Below are 21,247 nucleotides of genomic sequence, written 5' to 3'. Positions count from 1 at the left end.
TCTCCACGGCTCGTCAGGCTCCGGGGGTCAGGACTTGCGCGGGAACAGGTCGTCCACGTAGCCGTTGCGGAAGACTCCGGCGGGATCGTGCAGGGCCAGCAGCTGCGCGAAGTCGGCGGCACGCTCGTAGCGGCCGATGACGTCCTGCGGTGCGAGGGTGGTCAGCTTCCCCCAGTGCGGCCGGGCCCCCAGCGGTACGAGGCGCTCCTCGATGGCGGCGAGGACCGGCAGTACCGCGGCGGTGTCCTGGTTCCACGTGAAGTGCAGGGCGACGGAGTCCTGCCGGTAGGCGGGGCTGAGCCAGAGGTCGTCCGCCGCGACGGTGCGGATCTCCGAGATCTGCAGGCAGGGGTGGATGCGGTCGCCGAGGGCGCGCAGCTCCGCGAACGCCTCGGGGGCCGCCGCGCGCGGCAGGAGCAGCTCGGACTGCAGTTCCGCGCCGCTGCTCGGGGTGAAGTCCGGCCGGAAGTGGGGGAGCCGTTCGTGCCACGGTCCGGGGGTGCCGGACTGCACGGTGCACCAGGTGCCGGGCATGGTGGGGATGGGGTGGCGCGGGCCGTCGGCCGGCCGGGCTCCCATCCAGTCGTCACCGGGGTACCCGGCGCCCGGTTGGTCCGTCCGCGTCTTGAGCCAGGCCTGGGCGGTGTCCGCGTGCCAGTCGGTGAACACGCTGACGCTGTGGGCGGCGGCGGATATCTCCTCGAACGCCTGCGCCAGCCGGTCGTGCGAGAGGCCGTCGTAGACCCACTGGGCGACGTCGTAGGCCGGTTCGACGTCCAGGGTGACGTCGGTGACGATGCCGAGGGCGCCCAGCGCGATCACGGCGCCGGACAGCTGGTCCTCCGCGGTCTCGCGGCGGAGCTCGGTGAGCCGGCCGCCGGGGCCGACCAGGCGCAGCCCCGCCACGGCCGAGGCGAGGTTGCGCAGGCCGTTGCCCGAGCCGTGCGTGCCGGTGGCGACGGCGCCCGCGATCGAGATCTGCGGAAGGGACGCCATGTTGGCCAGGGCGAAGCCCTGCCGGTGCAGTTCCCGCGCGACCTGCGCGTAGCGCAGTCCGCCGGCGACGGTCACGGTGGAGGCCTGGCGGTCGAGGTCGATGCGCGGCGGCAGGCCGTCCAGGCGGACGAGATCGCCCTCGGTGTCCGCGACGAGGCTGAAGGAGTGCCCGGTGCCGAGCGCGCGGATGTGCTCCGCCGAGGCCACCAGGTGCCGCAGCTCGTCGACCGAGGACGGGCTGTGGACCTGTCGGGCCCTGAATGTCACGTTGCCGGCCCAGTTGGTCAGCGGGGGTGTGGTCATGGGGTGTCTTCCTGATCCGGCAACTTTGTTATCGTTAACAATCACATCTGCTCTTATCGTGTCAGCTCAGGAGGGTCTGTGCCACGGCCTGCCGAAGAGACCCGTCTGCCCACCATGGCGGACGTCGCCCAACTGGCGGGGGTCTCGCACCAGACCGTGTCGCGGGTGCTCAGCGGTCATCCCAACGTGCGCGAGGTGACCCGGGCCGGGGTGCAGAGGGCGATCGACGAGCTGGGGTACCGCCGCAACTCCACCGCGCGGGCGCTGGCCACCCGCCGCACCCGCACGCTGGGCGTGGTCGCGGCGGACACCACCTTGTTCGGCCCGGCCAGCACCGTCGCGGGGCTGGCGGAGTCGGCCCGGGCCGAGGGGTACATGGTCTCGACGGTCAGCGGGCGGGCGCTCAGCCGGCTCGGCCTCACCGAGGCCCTGCAGCACCTCGGTGAGTGGGGCGTGGAGGGCGCCGTGGTGATCACCCCGCAGCGTGAGGCGGCCGCCGCGCTCTTCGAGCTGCGCCACCCCTTCCCGGTGGTGACCGTCGAGGGCGGGCACGACCTGGAGATCCCCAGTGTGTCGGTGGATCAGCACCTCGGGGCCCGGCTGGTCACCGACCATCTGCTCGGGTGCGGCCACCGCACCGTCTGGCACGTGGCCGGTCCGCAGGACTGGCTGGAGGCGGCGGCGCGGCTGGCGGGGTGGCGGGCGGCCCTGGAGGCCGCGGGCGCCGAGGTGCCGCCGCCGCTGATCGGGGACTGGAGCCCGCTGTCGGGCTACCGCGCCGGTCAGGAACTCGCCGGCCGCGTCGGCCGCCGGGGGGCCGGCGGGTCCGACCTGACGGCGGTGTTCGCCGCCAACGACCAGATGGCGCTGGGCATCATGCGCGCCTTCCGCGAGGCCGGCGTGCGCATCCCCGTGGACGTGGCGATCGCCGGGTTCGACGACATCCCCGAGGCGGAGTTCTTCGCACCGCCGCTGACCACCGTCCGGCAGGACTTCGCGGCGGTCGGGCGGGCCAGCATCCGGCTGCTCCTGGACCGGATCGAGGGCGGCGACCGTACGACCATCCCGCACCATGTGATCGAGCCCCAGCTCATCGTGCGGGGCAGCACGACGACCCCGGTGGTCTGAACCCGCCCGGCGCCGACCGCCCGACGCCCGGCGCCGGACGCGTGGCACAGGACGCCCGCGCCCCGACGGTCCCGGCGCCCCCGACACGCCGCCGGCCCCCGGGAGCAACCTGAGCTCTCGGGGGCCGGCGGCGCGGCGCGTGCGCAGCGTCAGGAGCCGACCTTGCGCTTGTTGTAGACGTCGAAGCCGACGGCCGCCAGCAGCACCAGGCCCTTGATGACCTGCTGGTAGTCGGTGCCGATGCCCACCAGCGACATGCCGTTGTTCAGCACGCCGAGCACCAGGCCGCCGATGATCGCACCGAGGACGGTGCCGACCCCGCCGGAGGCCGAGGCGCCGCCGATGAAGGCCGCCGCGATCGCCTCCAGTTCGAAGTTGATACCCGCCTGCGGCGTACCGGCGTTGAGCCGGGCCGCGAAGACCATGCCGGCCAGCGCGGCCAGGACACCCATGTTGACGAAGGCCAGGAACACGACGCGCTTGCTCTTCACACCGGACAGCCGGGCGGCCGGCTCGTTCCCGCCGATCGCGTAGGTGTGGCGGCCGAGGATCGAGTTGCGCATCAGGTAGCCGAAGCCGACCAGCAGGGCGCCCAGGATGAGCAGCACGATCGGGACGCCGTGGTAGCTGGCGAGCGTCAGCGTGAACACGGTCACCGCGGCGGCGATGGCCGCCAGCTTGGCGAGGAAGAAGCCCACCGGCAGCAGTTCGAGGCCGAAGCTCGCGGCCTGGCGGCGGCCGCGGAACTCCTGGAACACCGCGATCGCGAGGACGGCGATGCCGAGCAGCAGCGTCAGGTTGTGGTAGTCGGTGTACGGGCCGACCTCGGGCAGGAAACCGCTGCTGATCTTCTGGAAGCCGCGCGGGAACGGGGCCACGGACTGGCCCTGCAGCAGGATCTGGGTGCCGCCGCGGAACAGCAGCATGCCGGCCAGCGTGACGATGAAGGACGGGATGCCGACGTAGGCGATCCAGAACCCCTGCCAGGCGCCGGCGGCCGCGCCGATCAGCAGCGCGACGACGAGCGCCACCGGCCAGGGCACGTCGTGCTTGACCATCATCACCGCGGCCGCCGCGCCGACGAAGGCGGCGAGCGAGCCGACCGACAGGTCGATGTGGCCGGCGATGATGACGATCATCATGCCGATGGCCAGGATGAGGATGTAGCTGTTCTGCTGGACCAGGTTGGTGACGTTGAGCGGCTTGAGGAGCGTGCCGTCGGTCCAGATCTGGAAGAGCACGATGATCAGCGCCAGCGCGACCAGCATGCCGTACTGGCGGATGTTGCCGCGCAGGGCCTGGACCAGCTGCTGTCCCACCCCGCCGCCGGCGGGGCCGCCCGGCTTACCGTCGGTGGGTGTGCTCGCCTCGATGCCGGAGGTCTGTGTCTGGGCCATGCGTCACACCTGCTCGTTCTGGGTTGCCGCGCTCACGGTCATGAGGCGCATGAGTGATTCCTGGGTGGCGTCGGTGCGGTCCACCTCGCCGGTCAGCCGGCCTTCGGCCATGGTGTAGATGCGGTCGCACAGGCCGAGCAGCTCGGGCAGTTCCGAGGAGATGACCAGGACCGCCTTGCCCTGGGCGGCCAGTTCGGCGATCACGGAGTAGATCTCTGCCTTGGCGCCGACGTCGATGCCGCGGGTGGGCTCGTCGAGGATCAGCACGTCGGGCTCCGAGAAGATCCACTTGCTGAGGACGACCTTCTGCTGGTTGCCGCCGCTGAGCTTGCCGGTCTCCGCGAAGACGGACGGCGCCTTGATGTTCATCGAGGCGCGGTACTTCTCCGCGACCCGCGTCTCCTCGTGCTCGTTGACCCAGCCGCGCCGGGAGACCTTGCCCAGCGCGCTCAGCGAGATGTTGCGGCTGATGTCCTCGGTCAGGTTGAGCCCGAGCTGCTTGCGGTCCTCGGTGACGTACGCGAGCCCGTGCTTGATCGCCTCGGGCACCGTGCGGGTCCGCGTCTCGACGCCGTCGATCAGCACCCGCCCGGCGGTGTACCGGCCGTAGGAGCGGCCGAAGACGCTCATCGCGAGTTCGGTGCGGCCGGCGCCCATCAGCCCCGCGACGCCGACGATCTCGCCGCGCCGCACATGGACGGAGACGTCGTCGACCACCTTGCGCTGGTGGTCGATCGGGTGGAGGACGGTCCAGTCCTCGATGGCGAAGGCGACGTCGCCGATGTCCGGGGTGCGCTCGGGGTAGCGGTGGTCGAGGTCGCGGCCGACCATGCCGCGGATGATGCGGTCCTCGGAGATGCCCTCGGTGCCGACGGCGACGGTCTCGATGGTCCGCCCGTCCCGCAGGATGGTGACGGAGTCGGCGACGCGGGCGATCTCGTTGAGCTTGTGCGAGATCATGATGCAGGAGATCCCCTGCGCCTTGAGTTCGAGGATGAGGTCGAGCAGCTTGCGGCTGTCCTCGTCGTTCAGCGCGGCCGTCGGCTCGTCCAGGATCAGGAGTTTGACCTCCTTGGCGAGCGCCTTGGCGATCTCGACCAGCTGCTGCTTGCCCACGCCGATGTCGGCGACGCGGGTCTGCGGGTTCTCGTGCAGGCCCACCCGCTGCAGGAGTTTCCTCGCGTGGGTGAGGGTGCGGTTCCAGCTGATGATGCCGCGCGAGGCGTGCTCGTTGCCGAGGAAGATGTTCTCCGCGATCGACAGGTAGGGCACCAGGGCGAGTTCCTGGTGGATGATCACGATGCCGTGCTTCTCGCTGGCCCGGATGTCCCTGAACGCGCACGGCTCGCCCTCGAAGAGGATCTCGCCCTCGTACGTGCCGTGCGGGTACACCCCGCTGAGCACCTTCATCAGGGTGGACTTGCCTGCGCCGTTCTCACCGCAGACGGCGTGGACTTCGCCGGGCGCGACACTCAGGTTGACGTCGGAGAGCGCTTTGACGCCGGGGAAGGACTTGCTGATCGAACGCATCTCCAGGACGGGTCCGGCCATGATGGGCATCCGTTCGGGTCGGGTGGCGGGGGCGGTCGGCGTGGTCGTGGCGGGCCGCCCTCACCAGGGGTTCCGGGGGCCGGCAACGGGCCGCCGCGGAACAGGTCGGGAACGCGGCCGGGGGAGGCCGGGGCCGGTGGGGACCGGCGGGGAACGGCTCCCCCGGGCCGGCTACTTGAGCTGAGCGGCGGAGAGCTGCCCGGTGTCGACCAGCACCTTGCGGTAGTTGTCCTTGTCGACGCTGATCGGCTGCAGCAGGAAGGCCGGTACGACCTTCTTGCCGTTGTTGTACTGCTTGGTGTCGTTGACCGGGGGCTTGCCGCCGGTGAGCAGCGCGTCGCCCATCTGCACGGCCACCTTGGCCAGTGCGCGGGTGTCCTTGGACACCGTCTGGGTCTGCTCGCCGGCGAGGATGGACTTCACCGACGCCAGTTCGGCGTCCTGGCCGGTGACGATGGGCAGTTCCTTGCCGGAGCCGCCGTAGCCGACGCCCTTGAGCGACGACAGGATGCCGATCGAGATGCCGTCGTACGGGGAGAGCACCGCGTCGACGCGGGCCGTCGAGTAGGCCTTGCTGAGCAGGTTGTCCATCCGGGACTGGGCCAGTCCGCCGTCCCAGCGCAGGGTGGCGACCTGGTTGAAGTCGGTCTGGCCGCTGCGGACGACGACCTTCTTGTCGGCGATGTAGGGCTTGAGCACGCTCATCGCGCCCTGGAAGAAGTACGGGGAGTTGTTGTCGTCCGGCGAACCGCCGAACAGCTCGACGTTGAAGGGCCCCTTGCCGTCCTTGAGGCCGAGCTTGTCGGCGATGTAGGTGCCCTGGAGGACGCCGACCTTGTAGTTGTCGAAGGTCGCGTAGTAGTCGACGTTCGACGTGCCGAGGATGAGCCGGTCGTAGGAGATCACCGGGATGTCGGCGTCGGCGGCCTTCTGCAGCACATCGGTGAGCGAGGAGCCGTCGACGGCGGCGATGACCAGCAGCCGGGCGCCCTTGGTGATCATGTTCTCGATCTGGGACACCTGGTTCTCCACGACGTTGTCGCCGTACTGGAGATCGGTCTTGTACCCCTTGGCCTTGAACTGCCGGACCATGTTGGCGCCGTCGTTGATCCAGCGCTCCGAGGATTTGGTGGGCATCGCGATACCCACCAGGCCGCCCTTGGTGTCAGCGTGTTTCGCGTGGGGGCCAACGCCGTTGGCGGCCTGCCCGCAGGCCGCCAGCACCATTGTTAGCGCAACCAGGGCGATGCCTGTCGATATCTTCCGCACACTTCCTCCAGTGATGTGCCGCGGCCGGCGAGACCCGCGAACGGCCTCCGCACGACCCCGGTGTCCTCGGATCGGTCGAGTCCCCGTGGCTGGTGGGGTGCGATGACGGCGCGGGGGGCGCGCACGGATCGGGCTCGGCCGACAGGGGCCCGGTGGCTGTTGGCAAGCCCGCCGGTGCCCGGCCCGACCATGTCGCTGGCCTGGCGTTACAAGAGTGTTAACGCTAACAGAATGGGCGTCAAGACTCGGATGGTCACCGTTTCGCATCGCAGCACGTCGCGGGGGTCGCCGCCGCCGGTGCGGCGCCCCCGCGCACCTCCGTCAGGAGCCGGCGGGCGTCCAGTCGCCCAGCCAGTCGCCGATCTCCTGGCCGGCGGCCTGGGCGCCGGTCAACTGCGGGCGGCTGCCGCTCGCCGGGCCCGCGCCGGGGCCGGTGTTGCGGTACTCCGCGAAGCGGTCGTCCTTCCAGGAGAAGCCGCCCATGTCGGCCCACGGGGTGGCGCTGACGGCCCGGCCGAGGGTCGAGTGGCTCACGGTGGTCTGCGGGTCGAGGGACGCGTCGCCGCCCGCGTGCCAGGGCCGGCCCAGGGAGACGCCCCCGGGCGCGACGGCGCCGCCGACGGTGGAGCGGGTGATCAGGAAGCCCTTGCGGCCCGCGGCGGTGCTGGGCGCGGTGACGCACCCGCCCGAGCTGCCGTCCGCCCGCTGCTTGAGGGTGAGCACCGACCGGTCGATCACGGCGGTGGCCCCGCCGAAGACGAAGTCGACATTGCCGACGATCTCGGAGTTCGTCACGAGGACCCGTCCCGGCTTCCTGCCGGCGGCCTCCAGTTCGAGGGTGTCCTGGTCGCCCGTGACGCTCACGTCGTCGAGCCGGACCCGGTCGGCGGCGGTGCGCAGCGCCACCGCCTGGGCGCTGACGCGGGGGTCGGCCTTCTCGTCGAAGTCGTTGGCGATGGTGAGGCCGCGGGCCTCGAAGTCGTCGGCCTCGACGGTGACGGTGGCGCTGCCGGCCGTGCCGTAGGTGCCCGATCCGCCCGGCTTGGGGGTGCCGGAGGCGTGGTTCTGGACGATGACGGTGTCCTTGCGGCTGCCGCCGGCGCCCCGCAGGGTCAGGCGCGGCTTGCCGGCCGGGATCCGGACCGTCTCCCGGTAGGTGCCCGGGGCGATCGAGATGACGGTCCGCGAGGCGCTGTTGGACGGCGCGGCGTCCACGGCGGCCTGCACCGTGCGGTAGCGGCCCGACCCGTCCTTGGCGACGGTGAAGGCGGTCGTGGCCGCGGGCACCGGGGACGGAGCGGACGCGGGCACGGACGCGGTGCCGATGGTGGAGCGGGGGCCGGCGCCGGCCTTCACCGTCGCGGGGACGGCGGCGGCCGGGTCGAGGGTGTAGGAGTAGTACGCGTGCGGGTCGAAGGCCGTCCCGCCGCTCTCGTTGCGGCCGGTGGTGTGCGCGAAGAGGTTGCCGCGCTGCACGACGGAGGCCGTGCGGTCCCTGGTCACCGGGTTGGCCACGCCGTCGAAGTAGCTGTTCTCCAGCACCATCCGCGTCCCGCCGCGCGCGTAGTTGCCGTAGGCGGCGGTGATGGACGTGCCCGGGTCGTCCTGCAGGAAGTTGTTGTAGAGGTGCGCGTGCGCGACGTTGTCGGCGGAGGGGTTGCGCTGCTGGGTCTCGTGGAACCAGTTGTGGTGGATCGTGAGGTCGGCGGTGACGTGGTCGGTCCAGCCGATGCCGAAGGCCTTGTTGTCGTTGGTCAGCCGGTTCCAGGACACCGTCAGGTACGTGGTGTCCTTGCGGCTGTCGATCAGCCCGTCGGCCATGTGGCGCAGGTCGTTGTGGTCGATCCACACGTGGTGGGCGCCGTCCATCTGGATGGCGTCCCAGTCGTGCTCCTTGTCGTTCCACGTGCCGGCGTACGAGTCGCGGATCGTGAGGTTCCTGATGATCACGTTGTGGACGCCCTGGCCGAGGAAGAACCCGCCGCCGACGAGGTGGCCCGAGGTGCCCGAGCCCACGATCGTCTTGTGCGAGGCGACCTTGATCTCCGTGCCCTTGGGGGCCATGGTGATCGCCCCCGCCACGACGATGACGTACGGCTGCGCGGCGGTCGCGTACTTCTCCAGGTCGGCCTGGGTCCGCACCGTGACGATCGCGCCGCCGCGGCCGCCGTAGGTGCCGTGCTGCCCCAGCGCGTCGACCGAGGCGAAGCCGTCCGCGGCGGCGCCGGCCCAGGCGGGCGCTGTGGTGGCCGCCGCCGCGCGGGGCTGCGCGTCGGCGCCGAAGGCGCCGAAGGCCGCTCCGTAGGTCACGCCGACCGCGGTGGCCAGCGCGACCGGGAGGCCGATCATCAGGCCGAGCCGGCGCCTGCGGTGTCGTGCCGTGTGCTGAGTGCTTTCCATGACCTCATCTGCCCTGGGGGTGGTGGTGGGGTGTCGCACCCACCAGTGGCCACCACGGCCGAAAAGGTTGCCGCGCCCTTCGGTGCGCGGTGCCGTTCACGAGCTGGGCGCGAAGTCCCCCCAGACCGCGGGCCTGCCGTCCGCCGTGCGGGCGTCCACGCGGTAGCTGTCGGCCCGGGCGTCCCGGCCCCCCGCGGCGTGGTCGTACTGGCCGGCGAAGACGTGCTCGCCGGCGGGGACGGTTCTGCCCTCTTTCAGGGTCCAGCGGTAGACGAGCCGGTCGCCGTCCTCCCGCACCGCGAGGGCGAAGTCGTCGGCGGGCAGCGTCCGCCAGCTGCCGGTGCTGTGCACGCCGGCGGTCCGGGCGATGCGCAGCTCCACGCTCAGCGCGGTCAGGGGCACGCGCGTCTTGAGGGTGATGTTGCTCTGCGCCCAGAAGGTGTTGCTGTGCGGGTCGACGGAGCCGTCCGCCCACAGGGGCCCGTCCTCGGTGTGCGGACCGCTCGGCGGCACGGCGGACGGGGGGCTGTGCGGGGGAGTGGTGGACGGTGCGGCGGGCCGGCCGGTCGCGGCGGGCGGGGTGGTGGCGCGGCCCGGGAGTCCGGGTCCGGCGGTGTGCGGGGACGGGGACGGGGAGGAGGGGGGCAGCGGCGTCCCGGGTCCGGCGGCGGACTCCTGCCGCGGCTCGTGGCCGCGGACGACGGCGCCGACCGCGAACCCGCCGACGGCCAGGGTCGCGGCGGTCGCCAGGGTGGTGAGCACGACCCTCGGCCAGGACAGGGCGACCCGGTTGCGGTGCCGGGCGGTGCGGGCGCCGTGCGCGTCGAGGGGGGCGGTGGCGGACGGGGGGAGCATGCCGCGTTGGACGCGGGCGAGGATGCGTGCGCGGTCCGGCTGGTGGGCGGCGGCGGCCTGCCGCAGCTCGTGGCGTACGTCGTCCATCAGTTCCTCCTCCCCGCGAGCGCCTCGGCGGCCCGTCCGCTGAGGGTGCGTTCCAGTTCCGCCAGGCCCTTGGAGGTCTGGCTCTTCACGGTACCGACCGATATGCCGAGCGCGAGCGCGGTGTCCTTCTCCGAGAGGTCGAAGGCGTGCCGCAGGACGACGCACGCGCGTTTGCGGAAGGGGAGCCGGCCGAGCGCGGTGCGGACGTCCACGACGGCGGCGACGTCGGGGCCCTCCGCCGCGTCGGCGTGCCGGGTCCAGAACAGCGCGACGCGGCGGCGTTCGCGGACCGCGCCGCGGATGCGGTTGCGGGCCATGTTCGACACCACGCCCCGGGCGTAGGCGACGGGGTGGTCGGCCTGCCGTACCCGGTCCCAGCGGTGCCACAGCGCGGTCAGCGCGTCCGCGGCGAGGTCGTCCGCCGCGTCCGCCTCGCCCGTCAGCAGATGGGCGAGGCGGGCGAGTTCGGCGTAGTGGCGCTCGAAGAAGTCGTGGAACTCGGCGGATGCGTCCTCGAAAGGCATGTCCGTTGCGACCTCTTCAGGGGATGTGAGCGTTCACATATGGGGAGGCGGCAGCTTAGCAACCGCAGGACGGGGGCGGCTGCCGGGGGTGCGGGGGTCCCGGGCTCAGGGGGTGCCGCCCGTGGCGGTGAGGACGCCCGCGCCGGCCTTCCGGCCGAGTTTCGCGGGCAGCCCGGCGGCGGGCTCCAGCCCCGCGGTGAGCTCGGGTGTCCAGTTCACCGTCGTCTTGATCTTCTTCGAGGAGTGGGCGGCGTTGTACGCCGCGACGAGGTCGGTCACGGTGCCGTCAACCAGGTTGCCGCTGCCCGCCACCGAGCCGGTGCCGTCCCCGCTGAGCAGCTGTGAGGCCTTGCGGTCGCCGGACAGGGCCCAGTAGTTGTTCTGGGCGACGACCTGCGCCCCGGCTCGGGAGTTGATGCTGTAGCTGTGGGTGTAGCCGTCCAGCGGCGCCGTGGCGTAGTAGTTGTCGTACAGGTGGATCCGGCCGACCCGGGCGAGCGGGGCGCGCTGGACGATGCCCTGGAAGACGTTGTGGTGCAGCGTCACCCGCAGCTTGGTGTCCTTGTCGCTGCTCCCGATGAGCATGGTCTTGTCGTGGTCGGCGAATCGGTTGTACTCGACGGTGACCAGGTCGGAGGCGTTGGTGATGTCCAGGGCGCCGTCGTGGACCTGGTACTCGCGGCCGAAGTAGGACGGGTTGGTCCGGTCGGGGTGCGGGCCGTCGCCGAAGGTGTTGTGGTCGGCCCACACGTGCGTGGAGCCGCGCACGGTGAGCGCGTCGTACGCGGAGTTCCAGTTGCCGGTGGAGCCGTCGGTCGGGTCCCACTGGGGGAAGCAGTCGCGGGTGTCGGTGAGGCCGAGGTTGCGGACGATGACGTTGTCCGCGTTCTTCACCTGCAGGCTGCCGCCGGTGATCGCCGCGCCCGAGCCGGGCACGCCGACGATCGTGGTGCGGGAGGGCACGGCCAGGACCACGCGGGCGGCCTGCCGCTGCTGCGCGGCGGCGCGCGCCTTCTCCTGCGTCCCGCTGGGCACCTTGCCGCGGCCCCAGGTGGCCGGGGCGTAGGCCTTGAGATAGGCGCTGAGCGAGTAGCCGGTGCCCGCGGCGTAGTCCGCGCAGCCCAGCGCCTTGCCGGCGTCGTCGGTGTTGGCGTCGATGACGCCCTTGACCTGGATGATCCGCGGAGCGCCGGCGGGGCCGGCCTTGAGGGCCTTCGCCAGTTGGGCCCGGGTGGAGACGGTGAAGGTGTGGGCGGAGTCGGCGGCCTGGCCGCCGCTGGTGCCCGCTGCGAGGGCGGCCCAGCCGTCGCCGGCGGGAAGGACCGAGTGCGCCAGGTCCGCGGGGGCGGCGCCGGCGCCCGTCGTCAGGGGGACGACGGCGAGGCCGGCGGCCGCCAGCGCGGCGACGCCGGCCAGGGCGAGCAGGCGCCGGGACGGTGAGCGGCGGTGCGAGGGGGCAGACACGTGATGTCGTTCCTTCGGTGCGAAGTGAGGGTTCGGCTCTTCAGTGGCCGCCGCCCGGGGGAAGGTTGCCGCCGATCAGGAGATTTCCGCGGGGCGGGTGCCGGCGGCCGGACGGGAGGTGCCGCGGACCGCGTCCGTTGTCGATTTGTGACCACCGCGGAGCATTGACGCCACCCTTTGTTAACGCTCACACTCTGGGGGTCGGTAACCTCGGTGCAACATTTCGGGGCGGTCGGCTGCGCGTCGGAGATCAGCCCCGCCACCCGCTGCACCCCACGGCATCATCTTCTTGAACGGACAGCACGACAATGAGTGTTAACGCTAACAATTCTTCCCGGTCCGGCTACGTGCTGGGGATCGACTTCGGTACGCTCTCCGGCCGCGCCGTCGTCGTCCGTGTCGCGGACGGGGCCGAGATGGGCAGCGCCGTCCACGCGTACACCCACGCGGTGATCGACCACCGGTTGCCCGGCACCGACGCCCCGCTGCCCCCGGACTGGGCCCTGCAGCATCCCGGGGACTGGCTGGACGTCATCCGCCGGGCGGTGCCCGAGGCCGTCGCCGCCGCCGGGATCGACCCCGCCGAGGTGATCGGCGTGGGCACCGACTTCACCGCCTCCACCTGCCTTCCCACCGGCGCCGACGGCACCCCGCTGTGCCTCACCCCGGAGCTCGCGGCCCGCCCGCACGCGTGGCCCAAGCTGTGGAAGCACCACGCGGCCCAGCCCCAGGCCGACCGGATCAACGCGCTGGCCCACGAGCGCGGTGAGAGGTGGATCGCCCGCTACGGCGGACTGATCTCCTCCGAGTGGCAGTACGCCAAGGCGCTGCAGGTGCTGGAGGAGGACCCGGACACCTACCGGCGCACCGACCGCTGGATCGAGGCGGCGGACTGGATCGTCTGGCAGCTCACCGGTGTCGAGACCCGCAACACCTGCACGGCCGGCTACAAGGGGATCCACCAGAACGGCGGCTACCCGTCGGCCGCGTACCTGGCCGCCCTCAACCCCGACTTCGCGGACTTCGCGCGGACCCGCCTGGAGCACCCGCTCGCCCCGCTGGGCGGCCGGGCGGGCGGCCTGACGGCCGAGGCCGCCGCCTGGACCGGACTCCCGCAGGGCATCGCGGTCGCGGTCGGCAACGTGGACGCCCATGTCACCGCCCCGGCGGCCCGGTCGGCCGGGGCCGGCGAACTGCTCGCCGTCATGGGCACCTCCACCTGCCACATCCTCAACGGCGAGAAGGCCGCCGAGGTCCCCGGCATGTGCGGGGTGGTCGACGGGGGAGTGGTCGACGGGCTGTGGGGCTTCGAAGCCGGACAGAGCGGCGTCGGCGACATCTTCGGCTGGTTCGTCGAGCACGGCGTGCCGCCGGTTTACCACGAGCGGGCCGCCGCCGAGGGCATCAGCGTGCACGAGCTGCTGTCCCGGCTGGCGGCGGACCAGCCGGTCGGCGGCCACGGCCTGGTGGCGCTCGACTGGTGGAACGGCAACCGCTCGGTGCTCGTCGACCACCGGCTCTCCGGCGTGCTGGTCGGCGCGACGCTGGCCACCCGGCCGCCGGAGGTCTACCGGGCGCTGCTGGAGTCGACGGCCTTCGGCACCCGCGTCATCGTCGAGGCCTTCGAGACCTCCGGCGTCCCGGTCACCCGCTTCACCGCGGCCGGCGGCCTGACCAGGAACGCACTGCTGATGCAGATCTACGCGGACGTGCTGCGCCGCCCGCTGAGCGTCGCGGCCTCCGAGCAGGCACCGGCCCTGGGCTCCGCCATCCACGCGGCGGTCGCGGCCGGGGCCTACCCGAGCGTGCCGGCCGCGGCCGAGGTGATGGGGCGCGTGCACGAGGACCGGTACCTGCCGGACGCGGCACGCGCGGACGCCTACGACCGGCTGTTCGCCGAGTACCGCGCCCTGCACGACCTGCTCGGCGGCGAGCACCGGGGCGTGCTGCACCGGCTGCGCGAGCTGCGCAACGAGACCTCCGCCCCCGCCGTCGACTGACCTGCCCGGAAGGCCGTTCCCATGACTGATCCCACGACCGACCCCCTGACCGGTCCCGCGTCCGACCCCGAGACCGGCGCCGCGATCCGGCTGATCCGGCAGCAGGTCAGCGATCTGCACCAGGAACTCGTCCGCTACCAGCTCGTGGTGTGGACCGCCGGCAACGTCTCGGCCCGCGTGCCGGGCCGCGACCTGATGGTCATCAAGCCGAGCGGGGTCTCCTACGACGACCTGACGCCCGAGAACATGATCCTCTGCGACCTGGACGGCAACGTCCTCGAGGGCAGCCACCACCCGTCCTCGGACACCGCCGCCCACGCCTACGTCTACCGCCACATGCCCGAGGTGGGGGGCGTGGTGCACACCCACTCCACCTACGCCACCGGCTGGGCGGCCCGCGGTGAGGCGGTGCCGTGCGTGGTCACCGCGATGGCGGACGAGTTCGGCGCGGAGATCCCCGTCGGCCCGTTCGCGCTGATCGGCGACGACTCGATCGGCCAGGGCATCGTGGCCACCCTCAAGGGCCACCGCTCGCCCGCCGTACTGATGCAGAGCCACGGCGTGTTCACCATCGGCAAGGACGCCAGGGCCGCCGTCAAGGCCGCCGTGATGTGCGAGGACGTCGCCCGCACCGTCCACATCTCCCGGCAGCTCGGGGAACCGGTCGGCATCGCCGCACCGGACATCGACTCGCTCTACGACCGCTACCAGAACGTCTACGGCCAGCAGCCCTCCGGCCGTCAAGGAGTCCAGAAATGAAGTCGCTCGAAGGCCGTGAAGTCTGGTTCCTCACCGGAAGCCAGGGACTCTATGGACCGGACACGCTCCAGCAGGTCGCCGAGCAGTCCCAGCAGATCGCCGCGGCCCTCGACGACGGCTCCGACATCGCCGTCCGGGTGAAGTGGCTGCCGGTCCTCACCGACGCGGACGCGATCCGGCGGGTCTGCCTCGACGCCAACGCCGCCGACGACTGCGTCGGCGTCATCGCCTGGATGCACACGTTCTCCCCGGCCAAGATGTGGATCGCCGGCCTCGACGCGCTGCGCAAGCCGATGCTGCACCTGCACACCCAGGCCAACCGGGCGCTGCCGTGGGGCTCCATCGACATGGACTTCATGAACCTCAACCAGGCGGCGCACGGCGACCGCGAGTTCGGGTACATCCAGTCCCGGCTGGGCGTGGCCCGCAAGACGGTCGCCGGCCACGTCAGTGACCCGTCGGTGACCCGGCGCGTCGGCGCCTGGGCCCGCGCCGCCGCCGGACACGCGGCGCTGCGCACCCTGCGGGTGGCGCGGTTCGGCGACAACATGCGCGATGTCGCGGTCACCGAGGGCGACAAGGTCGAGGCCCAGCTGCGGTTCGGCGTCTCGGTCAACACCTACGGGGTCAACGACCTGGTCGCCGTGGTCGACGCGGTGGCCGACGCCGACGTCACCGGGCTGGTCAAGGAGTACCAGGAGAGCTACCGGCTCGCGCCCGAACTGGGCATCGGAGCGGAGCGGCACGACGCGCTGCGGTACGCGGCGCGGATCGAACTCGGCATGCGCGCGTTCCTCACCGACGGCGGCTTCCAGGCGTTCACCACCAACTTCGAGGACCTCGGGGGGCTGCGCCAGCTGCCCGGCCTGGCCGTGCAGCGCCTGATGGCGGACGGCTACGGCTTCGGCGGCGAGGGGGACTGGAAGACCGCCGCGCTGCTGCGCACGCTCAAGGCGATGTCGGCCGGCCTGCCCGGCGGGACGTCGTTCATGGAGGACTACACGTACCACCTGGAGGCCGGGCAGGAGGTCATCCTCGGCGCGCACATGCTCGAGGTCTGCCCGTCGATCGCCGCCGAGGTCCCCTCGTGCGAGATCCACCCGCTGGGCATCGGCGGCCGGGAGGACCCCGTCCGGCTGGTCTTCGAGGCCGCCCCGGGCCCGGCGGTCGTGGTGGGCCTGGCCGACATGGGGGACCGCTTCCGGCTGGTCGCCAACGAGATCGACGTGGTCGCGGCCGCCGAGCCGCTGCCGAACCTGCCGGTGGCGCACGCGGTGTGGAAGCCGCAGCCCGACCTGCGGACGTCGACCGAGGCGTGGCTCACGGCCGGCGGCCCGCACCACACCGTGCTCTCCAGCGCCGTCGGCACGGAGGAGCTCGAGGACCTCGCGGAGATGGCCGGAGCGGAACTCCTGGTCATCGACAAGGGCACCACGATCCGCCAGTTCACGAAGGAGATCCGCTGGAACCAGGCCTACCACCGGCTGGCCCGCGGTTTCTGAACGGCTTCGGCCGACCCCGCAGTCGCACCACCCAGGTCATACATCGCAAGGGAAACACCCCGGCTCAAAGGAGAGTGCACGATGTCCCTCACCACCTCCACCCCGGCAAGACCCCGTACGCGCGGCACCGCCGCGGCCCTGCTGGCCGTGGCGCTGTGCGTGTCCCTCGCCGCCTGCGGCGGGGCGGGCAAGAAGGCCGCCGCGGGCAGCGGCACGGACGCGAGCGGTGCCAAGAAGCTGGTCTTCGGCTTCTCGCAGGTCGGGTCCGAGAGCGGCTGGCGCGCCGCCAACACCAAGTCCATCCAGGACGCGGCGAAGGCCGCCGGCTTCGAGCTGAAGTTCTCCGACGCGCAGCAGAAGCAGGAGAACCAGATCGCCGCGATCCGCACCTTCATCCAGCAGAAGGTGGACGTCATCGGCTTCTCGCCGGTGGTCGTCACGGGCTGGGACACGGTGCTGAAGGAGGCCAAGACCGCCGGCATCCCGGTGATCCTCACCGACCGGGCGATCGACACCCAGGACAAGTCCCTCTACAAGACCTTCATCGGCTCGGACTTCGTCAAGGAGGGGACCTCCGCCGGCCAGTGGCTGGTGGACGCGGAGAAGGCCAACGCCGGCCCGGTGAACATCGCGGAGCTGGAGGGCACCACCGGCTCCGCCCCGGCCATCGACCGCAAGAAGGGGTTCGAGGACCTCGTCCTCAAGGACCCCAAGTTCAAGCTGGTCGCGGACCAGACCGGTGACTTCACCCGCGCCAAGGGCAAGGAGGTCATGACGGCCTTCCTGAAGGCGCACAAGGACATCGACGTCCTCTTCGCCCACAACGACGACATGGCGATGGGCGCCATCCAGGCGATCGAGGAAGCGGGCCTCAAGCCCGGCAAGGACATCCGCATCGTCTCCATCGACGGGGTCAAGGACGCCTTCCAGGCCATGGCCGACGGCAAGATCGAAGTCGTCGTCGAGTGCAACCCGCTGATCGGCCCGCAGGTCATGGACCTGGTGCGCAAGCTCAAGGACAAGACCGAGGTGCCGGCCCGGGTCGAGTCCAAGGAAGGCGTCTTCACCAAGGACAAGGCAGCGGCCGAGCTCCCCAACCGCCAGTACTGATCGGCCGGTACAGCTCCGGTGATCCGGGACGGGTGCGCCCCAGGAGGGGCGCCCCGGGCCCCGGCCGGAGCCCCATGAGCGGCCCGAGGAGAGGAGCTCCCATGTCGACGCCGCAGCCCAGTCCCGCTCAACCCGTCCTCCACATGACCGGCATCACCAAGGAGTTCGCCGGCGTCCGGGCGCTCTCCGATGTCGGCCTCACGCTGTACCCCGGTGAGGTGCACGCCCTGATGGGCGAGAACGGCGCCGGGAAGTCCACCCTGATCAAGGTGCTGACCGGGGTCCACGAGGCCGAGGCCGGAACCGTGACGCTGGAGGGCCGCCCGGTCCGGTTCGCCGGCCCGCTGCAGGCGCAGCAGGCCGGGGTCAGCACCGTGTACCAGGAGGTCAACCTCTGCCCGAACCTGTCGGTCGCGGAGAACATCTTCCTCGGCCGCGAACCCCGCAGGCTCGGCCGCATCGCCTGGTCCGAGCTGCGCCGCCGCGCCCGCGAGCTGCTGACCGGTCTCGATCTGCGGATCGACGTCCGGGCGCCGCTGGACACCCTGCCGCTCGCCCTGCAGCAGATGGTCGCCATCGCCCGCGCCGTGGACATCCAGGCGAAGGTGCTGATCCTCGACGAACCCACCTCCAGCCTGGACCGCGAGGAGGTGGCGCAGCTGTTCAAGGTGATCCGGCGGCTGCGCGGGGAGGGCGTGGCGATCCTGTTCGTGACGCACTTCCTGGACCAGGTCTACGACGTGTCCGACCGGATCACCGTGCTGCGCGACGGCCGGCTGGTCGGCGAGTACCGCACCGCGCACCTGCCGCAGATCGAGCTGGTGTCGGCGATGCTCGGGCAGGAGCTGGGGGAGCTCACCGAGCGGGGACGGGGCGACCGCGCCCGCCCGGCCGGGGAGCCGTTCGCCGAGGCGCACGCCCTGGGGCGCAAGGGCGCCGTCGCGCCCTTCGACCTCGCCGTGCGCCCGGGGGAGGTGCTCGGCCTGGCCGGGCTGCTGGGCGCCGGCCGCTCGGAGACCGCCCGGCTGCTGGCCGGCGCGGACCGTGCCGACACCGGCAGCCTGACGGTCGACGGGCGCTCCGTCACGCTGCGCAGCCCGCGCGCCGCCGTCCGGCGCGGCATCGCCTTCTGCTCGGAGAACCGCAGGAGCGAGGGGATCATCCCCGACCTGACGGTCCGGGAGAACATCGTCCTGGCCCTGCAGGCCTCCCGCGGCTGGATGAGGGCGCTGCCCGCCCGCCGCACGGAGGAACTGGTCGCGCACTGGATCGCCGCGCTGCACATCCACCCGGCCGACCCGGAGGCGGTCGTGCGCAACCTCAGCGGCGGCAACCAGCAGAAGGTGCTGCTCGCCCGCTGGCTGATCACCGAACCGAAACTGCTGATCCTCGACGAGCCGACCCGCGGGATCGACATCGGGGCCAAGGCCGAGATCCAGCGGCTGGTGGCGTCGCTCGCCGCGGACGGCATGGCGGTGGTCTACGTCTCCGCCGAACTCGAAGAGGTGCTGGCCCTGTCCGACACCGTCGCGGTGCTGCGGGACCGCGAACTGGTGGCGACACTGCCCAACACCGAGGAACTGACCCTGGACCGGCTGATGGAGACCATCGCGACCGGAGGGACCCACTGATGCCGCCCCTCGTCACCCGACTCGCCGCCCACCGGCTGTTCTGGCCGCTGGCCCTGCTCGTCGGCCTGCTGATCACCAATGTCGTCTACACCCCGGACTTCTTCTCCGTCCAGATCCGCGACGGCCACCTCTTCGGCAGCCTCGTCGACATCCTGCGGCTCGGCTCCCCGCTGCTGCTGGTCGCCGTGGGCATGACCCTGGTCATCGCCATCGGCGGGATCGACCTGTCGGTCGGCGCGGTGGTCGCCATCTCCGGCGCCGTCGCCTGCCTGAACATCAGCGACCTCGCCGACCAGCACAGCGCCGGCGGAGTCGTCGTCGCGGTCCTGGTCGCGCTGGGCGTGTGCGTCGCGCTGGGCGTGTGGAACGGGGTGCTGGTCGCCGGGATCGGCATGCAGCCGATCATCGCGACCCTGATCCTGATGGTCGCGGGGCGCGGAGTCGCCCAGATGATCACCAGCGGCCGCATCATCACGGTCAACAGCGAGCCCTACCACCTGATCGGCGGCGGCTACGAGCTCGGCCTGCCGCTCTCGGTACTGATCGCCGCCGCGGTGCTCGTGCTGACCGGCCTGGTCGTGCGGCGCACCGCGCTGGGGCTGCTGCTGGAATCGGTCGGCGGCAACAAGGAGGCCAGCCGGCTGGTCGGCATCCGGGCCCGCGGCCTGACCATCGCGGTCTACGCGTTCTGCGCGCTGTGCGCGGCCGGCGCCGGACTGATGATCAGCTCCAACGTGACCGCCGCCGACGGGAACAACGCGGGCCTGTGGATCGAGCTCGACGCGATCCTCGCCGTGGTCATCGGCGGCACCTCGCTGACCGGGGGCCGCTTCCACCTCGGGGGCACCGCCATCGGCGCCCTCGTCATCCAGACCCTCTCCACCACGGTCTACACCGTGGGCGTGCCGCCCGAGACGACGCTGGTGTTCAAGGCACTGGTCGTGATGGCGGTCTGCCTGCTGCAGTCCCCGGCCTTCCGCGCCAAGGTGCTGTCGCGCCGGGCCCCGCGCCGCCCGGGCACCGCCGGCGGCACCCGGGCGGACGCCGCCGAACGGCGCCCCGGCGCCCCCCGGGACCACGCACCGGCCAACGCCGTCCAGAGCCCGAAGGAGGCGACCACCCTGTGAGCGCGACCCAGCCCCGCGCAGCCGCCGGCCGCGGCGTGCGCACCTTCCTGGCCCAGCACCGCGACTACGTCCCGGTCATGGCCACCGCCGTCCTGTTCGCGCTGACCCTCGAAGCGGGCAATTACCGCTACCTGGACTTCCTGGCCGGCCAGACCATCGCCAACCTCTTCGTGGACAACGCGTTCCTGCTGGTCATCGCGGTGGGGATGACGTTCGTGATCCTCACCGGCGGGATCGACCTGTCGGTCGGCGCCGTCGCCGCGCTCTCCACGATGCTGTGCGCCACCCTCGTCCAGCAGCACGGGTGGCCGCCCGCGCTGGTCATCCCGCTGGTGCTGGCGGTCGGCGCCGTGATCGGCGGCGGCATGGGCTACGCCATCCACCACTTCGAGGTGCAGCCCTTCATCGCGACGCTGGCCGGGATGTTCTTCGCCCGGGGGCTGTGCTACCTGATCAGCACCAACTCGATCCCGATCGACGACCCGGTCTTCACCACCCTGGCGCAGTCCCATGTGACCCTCCCCGGCGGCGTGTTCGTCTCCTGGTCCGTGGTCATCGCGCTGGCCGTCGTCGCCATCGCCTTCCTGACGCTGCACTACACGGGCTTCGGCCGCGCGGTGTACGCGGTCGGCGGCAACGCGCAGTCCGCGCTGCTGATGGGGGTCCCGGTGGGGCGGACGGTGATCCGCGCCTACACCGTCAGCGGGCTGTGCTCGGCCCTGGGCGGCGTGCTGTTCACGCTCTACACGCTGTCCGGGTACAGCCTGCACCTGGTCGGCACGGAGCTGGACGCGATCGCCGCCGTGGTGATCGGCGGGACGATCCTGTCCGGCGGCTCGGGCTACGTCCTGGGCACCCTGCTGGGCGTCCTCGTGCTGGGCGTCATCAAGACCATCATCACCTTCGAGGGCACGCTCAGCTCCTGGTGGACGAAGATCGCGGTCGGCGCGCTGCTGTTCGCCTTCGTCCTGCTGCAGCGCCTGATGACGTCCCGCCGGCGCGCCTGACCTCACGTCAGCCCGCCGGACCGCCCGGACGACGAGCAGTCGCACGGCCGCGCGCTCCTGACCCGCGCTCCCGCGCGGCGGCGGCCGACCACTTCGCGTGGTCGGCCGCTTTCGCATGCCCTTGGGCAAGCGCTTGC

The 21,247-nt window shown here is 71.8% G+C and carries 16 protein-coding genes; 8 read left to right on the top strand and 8 right to left on the bottom strand.

Features of this window, described 5'->3' with window-relative positions:
• Positions 1-27 precede the first annotated feature (27 nt).
• On the bottom strand, positions 28-1,299 hold the full coding sequence (locus ABZ721_RS28035; RefSeq protein ID WP_358791507.1) for a D-arabinono-1,4-lactone oxidase: 1,272 nt from the start codon (positions 1,297-1,299) through the stop codon (positions 28-30).
• A 114-nt stretch (positions 1,300-1,413) separates the two neighbouring features.
• On the opposite strand from ABZ721_RS28035, the gene ABZ721_RS28030 reads away from it, so the two are divergent.
• Positions 1,414-2,427, top strand: a complete 1,014-nt coding sequence (locus ABZ721_RS28030) for a LacI family DNA-binding transcriptional regulator (RefSeq protein ID WP_358791573.1) — start codon at positions 1,414-1,416, stop codon at positions 2,425-2,427.
• 149 nt (positions 2,428-2,576) lie between these two features.
• On the opposite strand, the gene mmsB is transcribed toward ABZ721_RS28030, so the two are convergent.
• The 7 genes from mmsB to ABZ721_RS27995 form a co-directional block, all read right to left on the bottom strand.
• A complete protein-coding gene (gene mmsB, locus ABZ721_RS28025; RefSeq protein ID WP_358791506.1) occupies positions 2,577-3,824 on the bottom strand; it encodes a multiple monosaccharide ABC transporter permease in 1,248 nt (415 codons plus the stop codon).
• A gap of 3 nt (positions 3,825-3,827) precedes the next feature.
• On the bottom strand, positions 3,828-5,375 hold the full coding sequence (mmsA, locus tag ABZ721_RS28020) for a multiple monosaccharide ABC transporter ATP-binding protein (protein WP_358791505.1): 1,548 nt from the start codon (positions 5,373-5,375) through the stop codon (positions 3,828-3,830).
• A 171-nt stretch (positions 5,376-5,546) separates the two neighbouring features.
• A complete protein-coding gene (chvE, locus tag ABZ721_RS28015) occupies positions 5,547-6,602 on the bottom strand; it encodes a multiple monosaccharide ABC transporter substrate-binding protein (RefSeq protein ID WP_358791504.1) in 1,056 nt (351 codons plus the stop codon).
• A 363-nt stretch (positions 6,603-6,965) separates the two neighbouring features.
• Positions 6,966-9,044: a pectinesterase family protein gene (locus tag ABZ721_RS28010; RefSeq protein ID WP_358791503.1), complete on the bottom strand. Its 2,079-nt coding sequence runs from the start codon at positions 9,042-9,044 to the stop codon at positions 6,966-6,968.
• Between the two features lie 96 nt (positions 9,045-9,140).
• The gene (locus ABZ721_RS28005) at positions 9,141-9,986 is read right to left on the bottom strand and encodes a hypothetical protein (protein WP_358791502.1); all 846 of its coding nucleotides are present in this window, start codon (positions 9,984-9,986) and stop codon (positions 9,141-9,143) included.
• Entirely contained in the window at positions 9,986-10,510 is a 525-nt protein-coding gene (locus tag ABZ721_RS28000) for a SigE family RNA polymerase sigma factor (RefSeq protein WP_358791501.1), read from the bottom strand. Before ABZ721_RS28000 ends, ABZ721_RS28005 begins: the two co-directional genes overlap by 1 nt.
• Positions 10,511-10,615: 105 nt before the next feature.
• The gene (locus ABZ721_RS27995; protein ID WP_358791500.1) at positions 10,616-11,974 is read right to left on the bottom strand and encodes a polysaccharide lyase family 1 protein; all 1,359 of its coding nucleotides are present in this window, start codon (positions 11,972-11,974) and stop codon (positions 10,616-10,618) included.
• Between the two features lie 308 nt (positions 11,975-12,282).
• Between ABZ721_RS27995 and araB the strand changes: the two genes are divergently transcribed.
• The 7 genes from araB to yjfF all read left to right on the top strand — a co-directional run bounded on the left by araB (position 12,283) and on the right by yjfF (position 21,110).
• Positions 12,283-13,974, top strand: a complete 1,692-nt coding sequence (araB, locus tag ABZ721_RS27990; protein WP_358791499.1) for a ribulokinase — start codon at positions 12,283-12,285, stop codon at positions 13,972-13,974.
• A gap of 21 nt (positions 13,975-13,995) precedes the next feature.
• Positions 13,996-14,733 (top strand): L-ribulose-5-phosphate 4-epimerase, encoded by a 738-nt coding sequence (locus ABZ721_RS27985; protein ID WP_358791498.1) that lies wholly within the window; start codon positions 13,996-13,998, stop codon positions 14,731-14,733.
• A complete protein-coding gene (gene araA, locus ABZ721_RS27980) occupies positions 14,730-16,235 on the top strand; it encodes an L-arabinose isomerase (RefSeq protein ID WP_358791497.1) in 1,506 nt (501 codons plus the stop codon). The genes ABZ721_RS27985 and araA overlap by 4 nt, the downstream gene beginning before the upstream one ends.
• 81 nt (positions 16,236-16,316) lie before the next feature.
• On the top strand, positions 16,317-17,345 hold the full coding sequence (locus ABZ721_RS27975) for an ABC transporter substrate-binding protein (RefSeq protein WP_358791496.1): 1,029 nt from the start codon (positions 16,317-16,319) through the stop codon (positions 17,343-17,345).
• 101 nt (positions 17,346-17,446) lie between these two features.
• Complete coding sequence (locus ABZ721_RS27970) at positions 17,447-18,976, top strand: sugar ABC transporter ATP-binding protein (RefSeq protein WP_358791495.1); 1,530 nt, start codon at positions 17,447-17,449, stop codon at positions 18,974-18,976.
• Entirely contained in the window at positions 18,976-20,103 is a 1,128-nt protein-coding gene (locus ABZ721_RS27965) for an ABC transporter permease (protein WP_358791494.1), read from the top strand. The genes ABZ721_RS27970 and ABZ721_RS27965 overlap by 1 nt, the downstream gene beginning before the upstream one ends.
• Positions 20,104-20,138: 35 nt before the next feature.
• Entirely contained in the window at positions 20,139-21,110 is a 972-nt protein-coding gene (gene yjfF / locus ABZ721_RS27960; protein WP_358791572.1) for a galactofuranose ABC transporter, permease protein YjfF, read from the top strand.
• Positions 21,111-21,247 lie beyond the last annotated feature (137 nt).

This window comes from Streptomyces sp. NPDC006733, assembly GCF_040636125.1.
Taxonomy (GTDB): Bacteria; Actinomycetota; Actinomycetes; order Streptomycetales; family Streptomycetaceae; genus Actinacidiphila.
Note: the sequence above shows the minus strand (reverse complement) of the source record. Positions and strands in the feature narration are given on the sequence as shown.

What these genes read in the sequence shown, in the direction of transcription:
- ABZ721_RS27970 (WP_358791495.1), top strand. Translation starts at nt 17,447, where the DNA reads ATGTCGACGCCGCAGCCCAGTCCCGCTCAACCCGTCCTCCACATGACC.
- mmsA (WP_358791505.1), bottom strand. Translation starts at nt 5,375, where the DNA reads ATGGCCGGACCCGTCCTGGAGATGCGTTCGATCAGCAAGTCCTTCCCC.
- chvE (WP_358791504.1), bottom strand. Translation starts at nt 6,602, where the DNA reads ATGGTGCTGGCGGCCTGCGGGCAGGCCGCCAACGGCGTTGGCCCCCAC.
- ABZ721_RS27985 (WP_358791498.1), top strand. Translation starts at nt 13,996, where the DNA reads ATGACTGATCCCACGACCGACCCCCTGACCGGTCCCGCGTCCGACCCC.
- ABZ721_RS27965 (WP_358791494.1), top strand. Translation starts at nt 18,976, where the DNA reads ATGCCGCCCCTCGTCACCCGACTCGCCGCCCACCGGCTGTTCTGGCCG.
- ABZ721_RS28010 (WP_358791503.1), bottom strand. Translation starts at nt 9,044, where the DNA reads ATGGAAAGCACTCAGCACACGGCACGACACCGCAGGCGCCGGCTCGGC.
- ABZ721_RS28030 (WP_358791573.1), top strand. Translation starts at nt 1,414, where the DNA reads ATGGCGGACGTCGCCCAACTGGCGGGGGTCTCGCACCAGACCGTGTCG.
- araB (WP_358791499.1), top strand. Translation starts at nt 12,283, where the DNA reads ATGAGTGTTAACGCTAACAATTCTTCCCGGTCCGGCTACGTGCTGGGG.
- ABZ721_RS27975 (WP_358791496.1), top strand. Translation starts at nt 16,317, where the DNA reads ATGTCCCTCACCACCTCCACCCCGGCAAGACCCCGTACGCGCGGCACC.
- araA (WP_358791497.1), top strand. Translation starts at nt 14,730, where the DNA reads ATGAAGTCGCTCGAAGGCCGTGAAGTCTGGTTCCTCACCGGAAGCCAG.
- ABZ721_RS28035 (WP_358791507.1), bottom strand. Translation starts at nt 1,299, where the DNA reads ATGACCACACCCCCGCTGACCAACTGGGCCGGCAACGTGACATTCAGG.
- ABZ721_RS28000 (WP_358791501.1), bottom strand. Translation starts at nt 10,510, where the DNA reads ATGCCTTTCGAGGACGCATCCGCCGAGTTCCACGACTTCTTCGAGCGC.
- ABZ721_RS28005 (WP_358791502.1), bottom strand. Translation starts at nt 9,986, where the DNA reads ATGGACGACGTACGCCACGAGCTGCGGCAGGCCGCCGCCGCCCACCAG.
- mmsB (WP_358791506.1), bottom strand. Translation starts at nt 3,824, where the DNA reads ATGGCCCAGACACAGACCTCCGGCATCGAGGCGAGCACACCCACCGAC.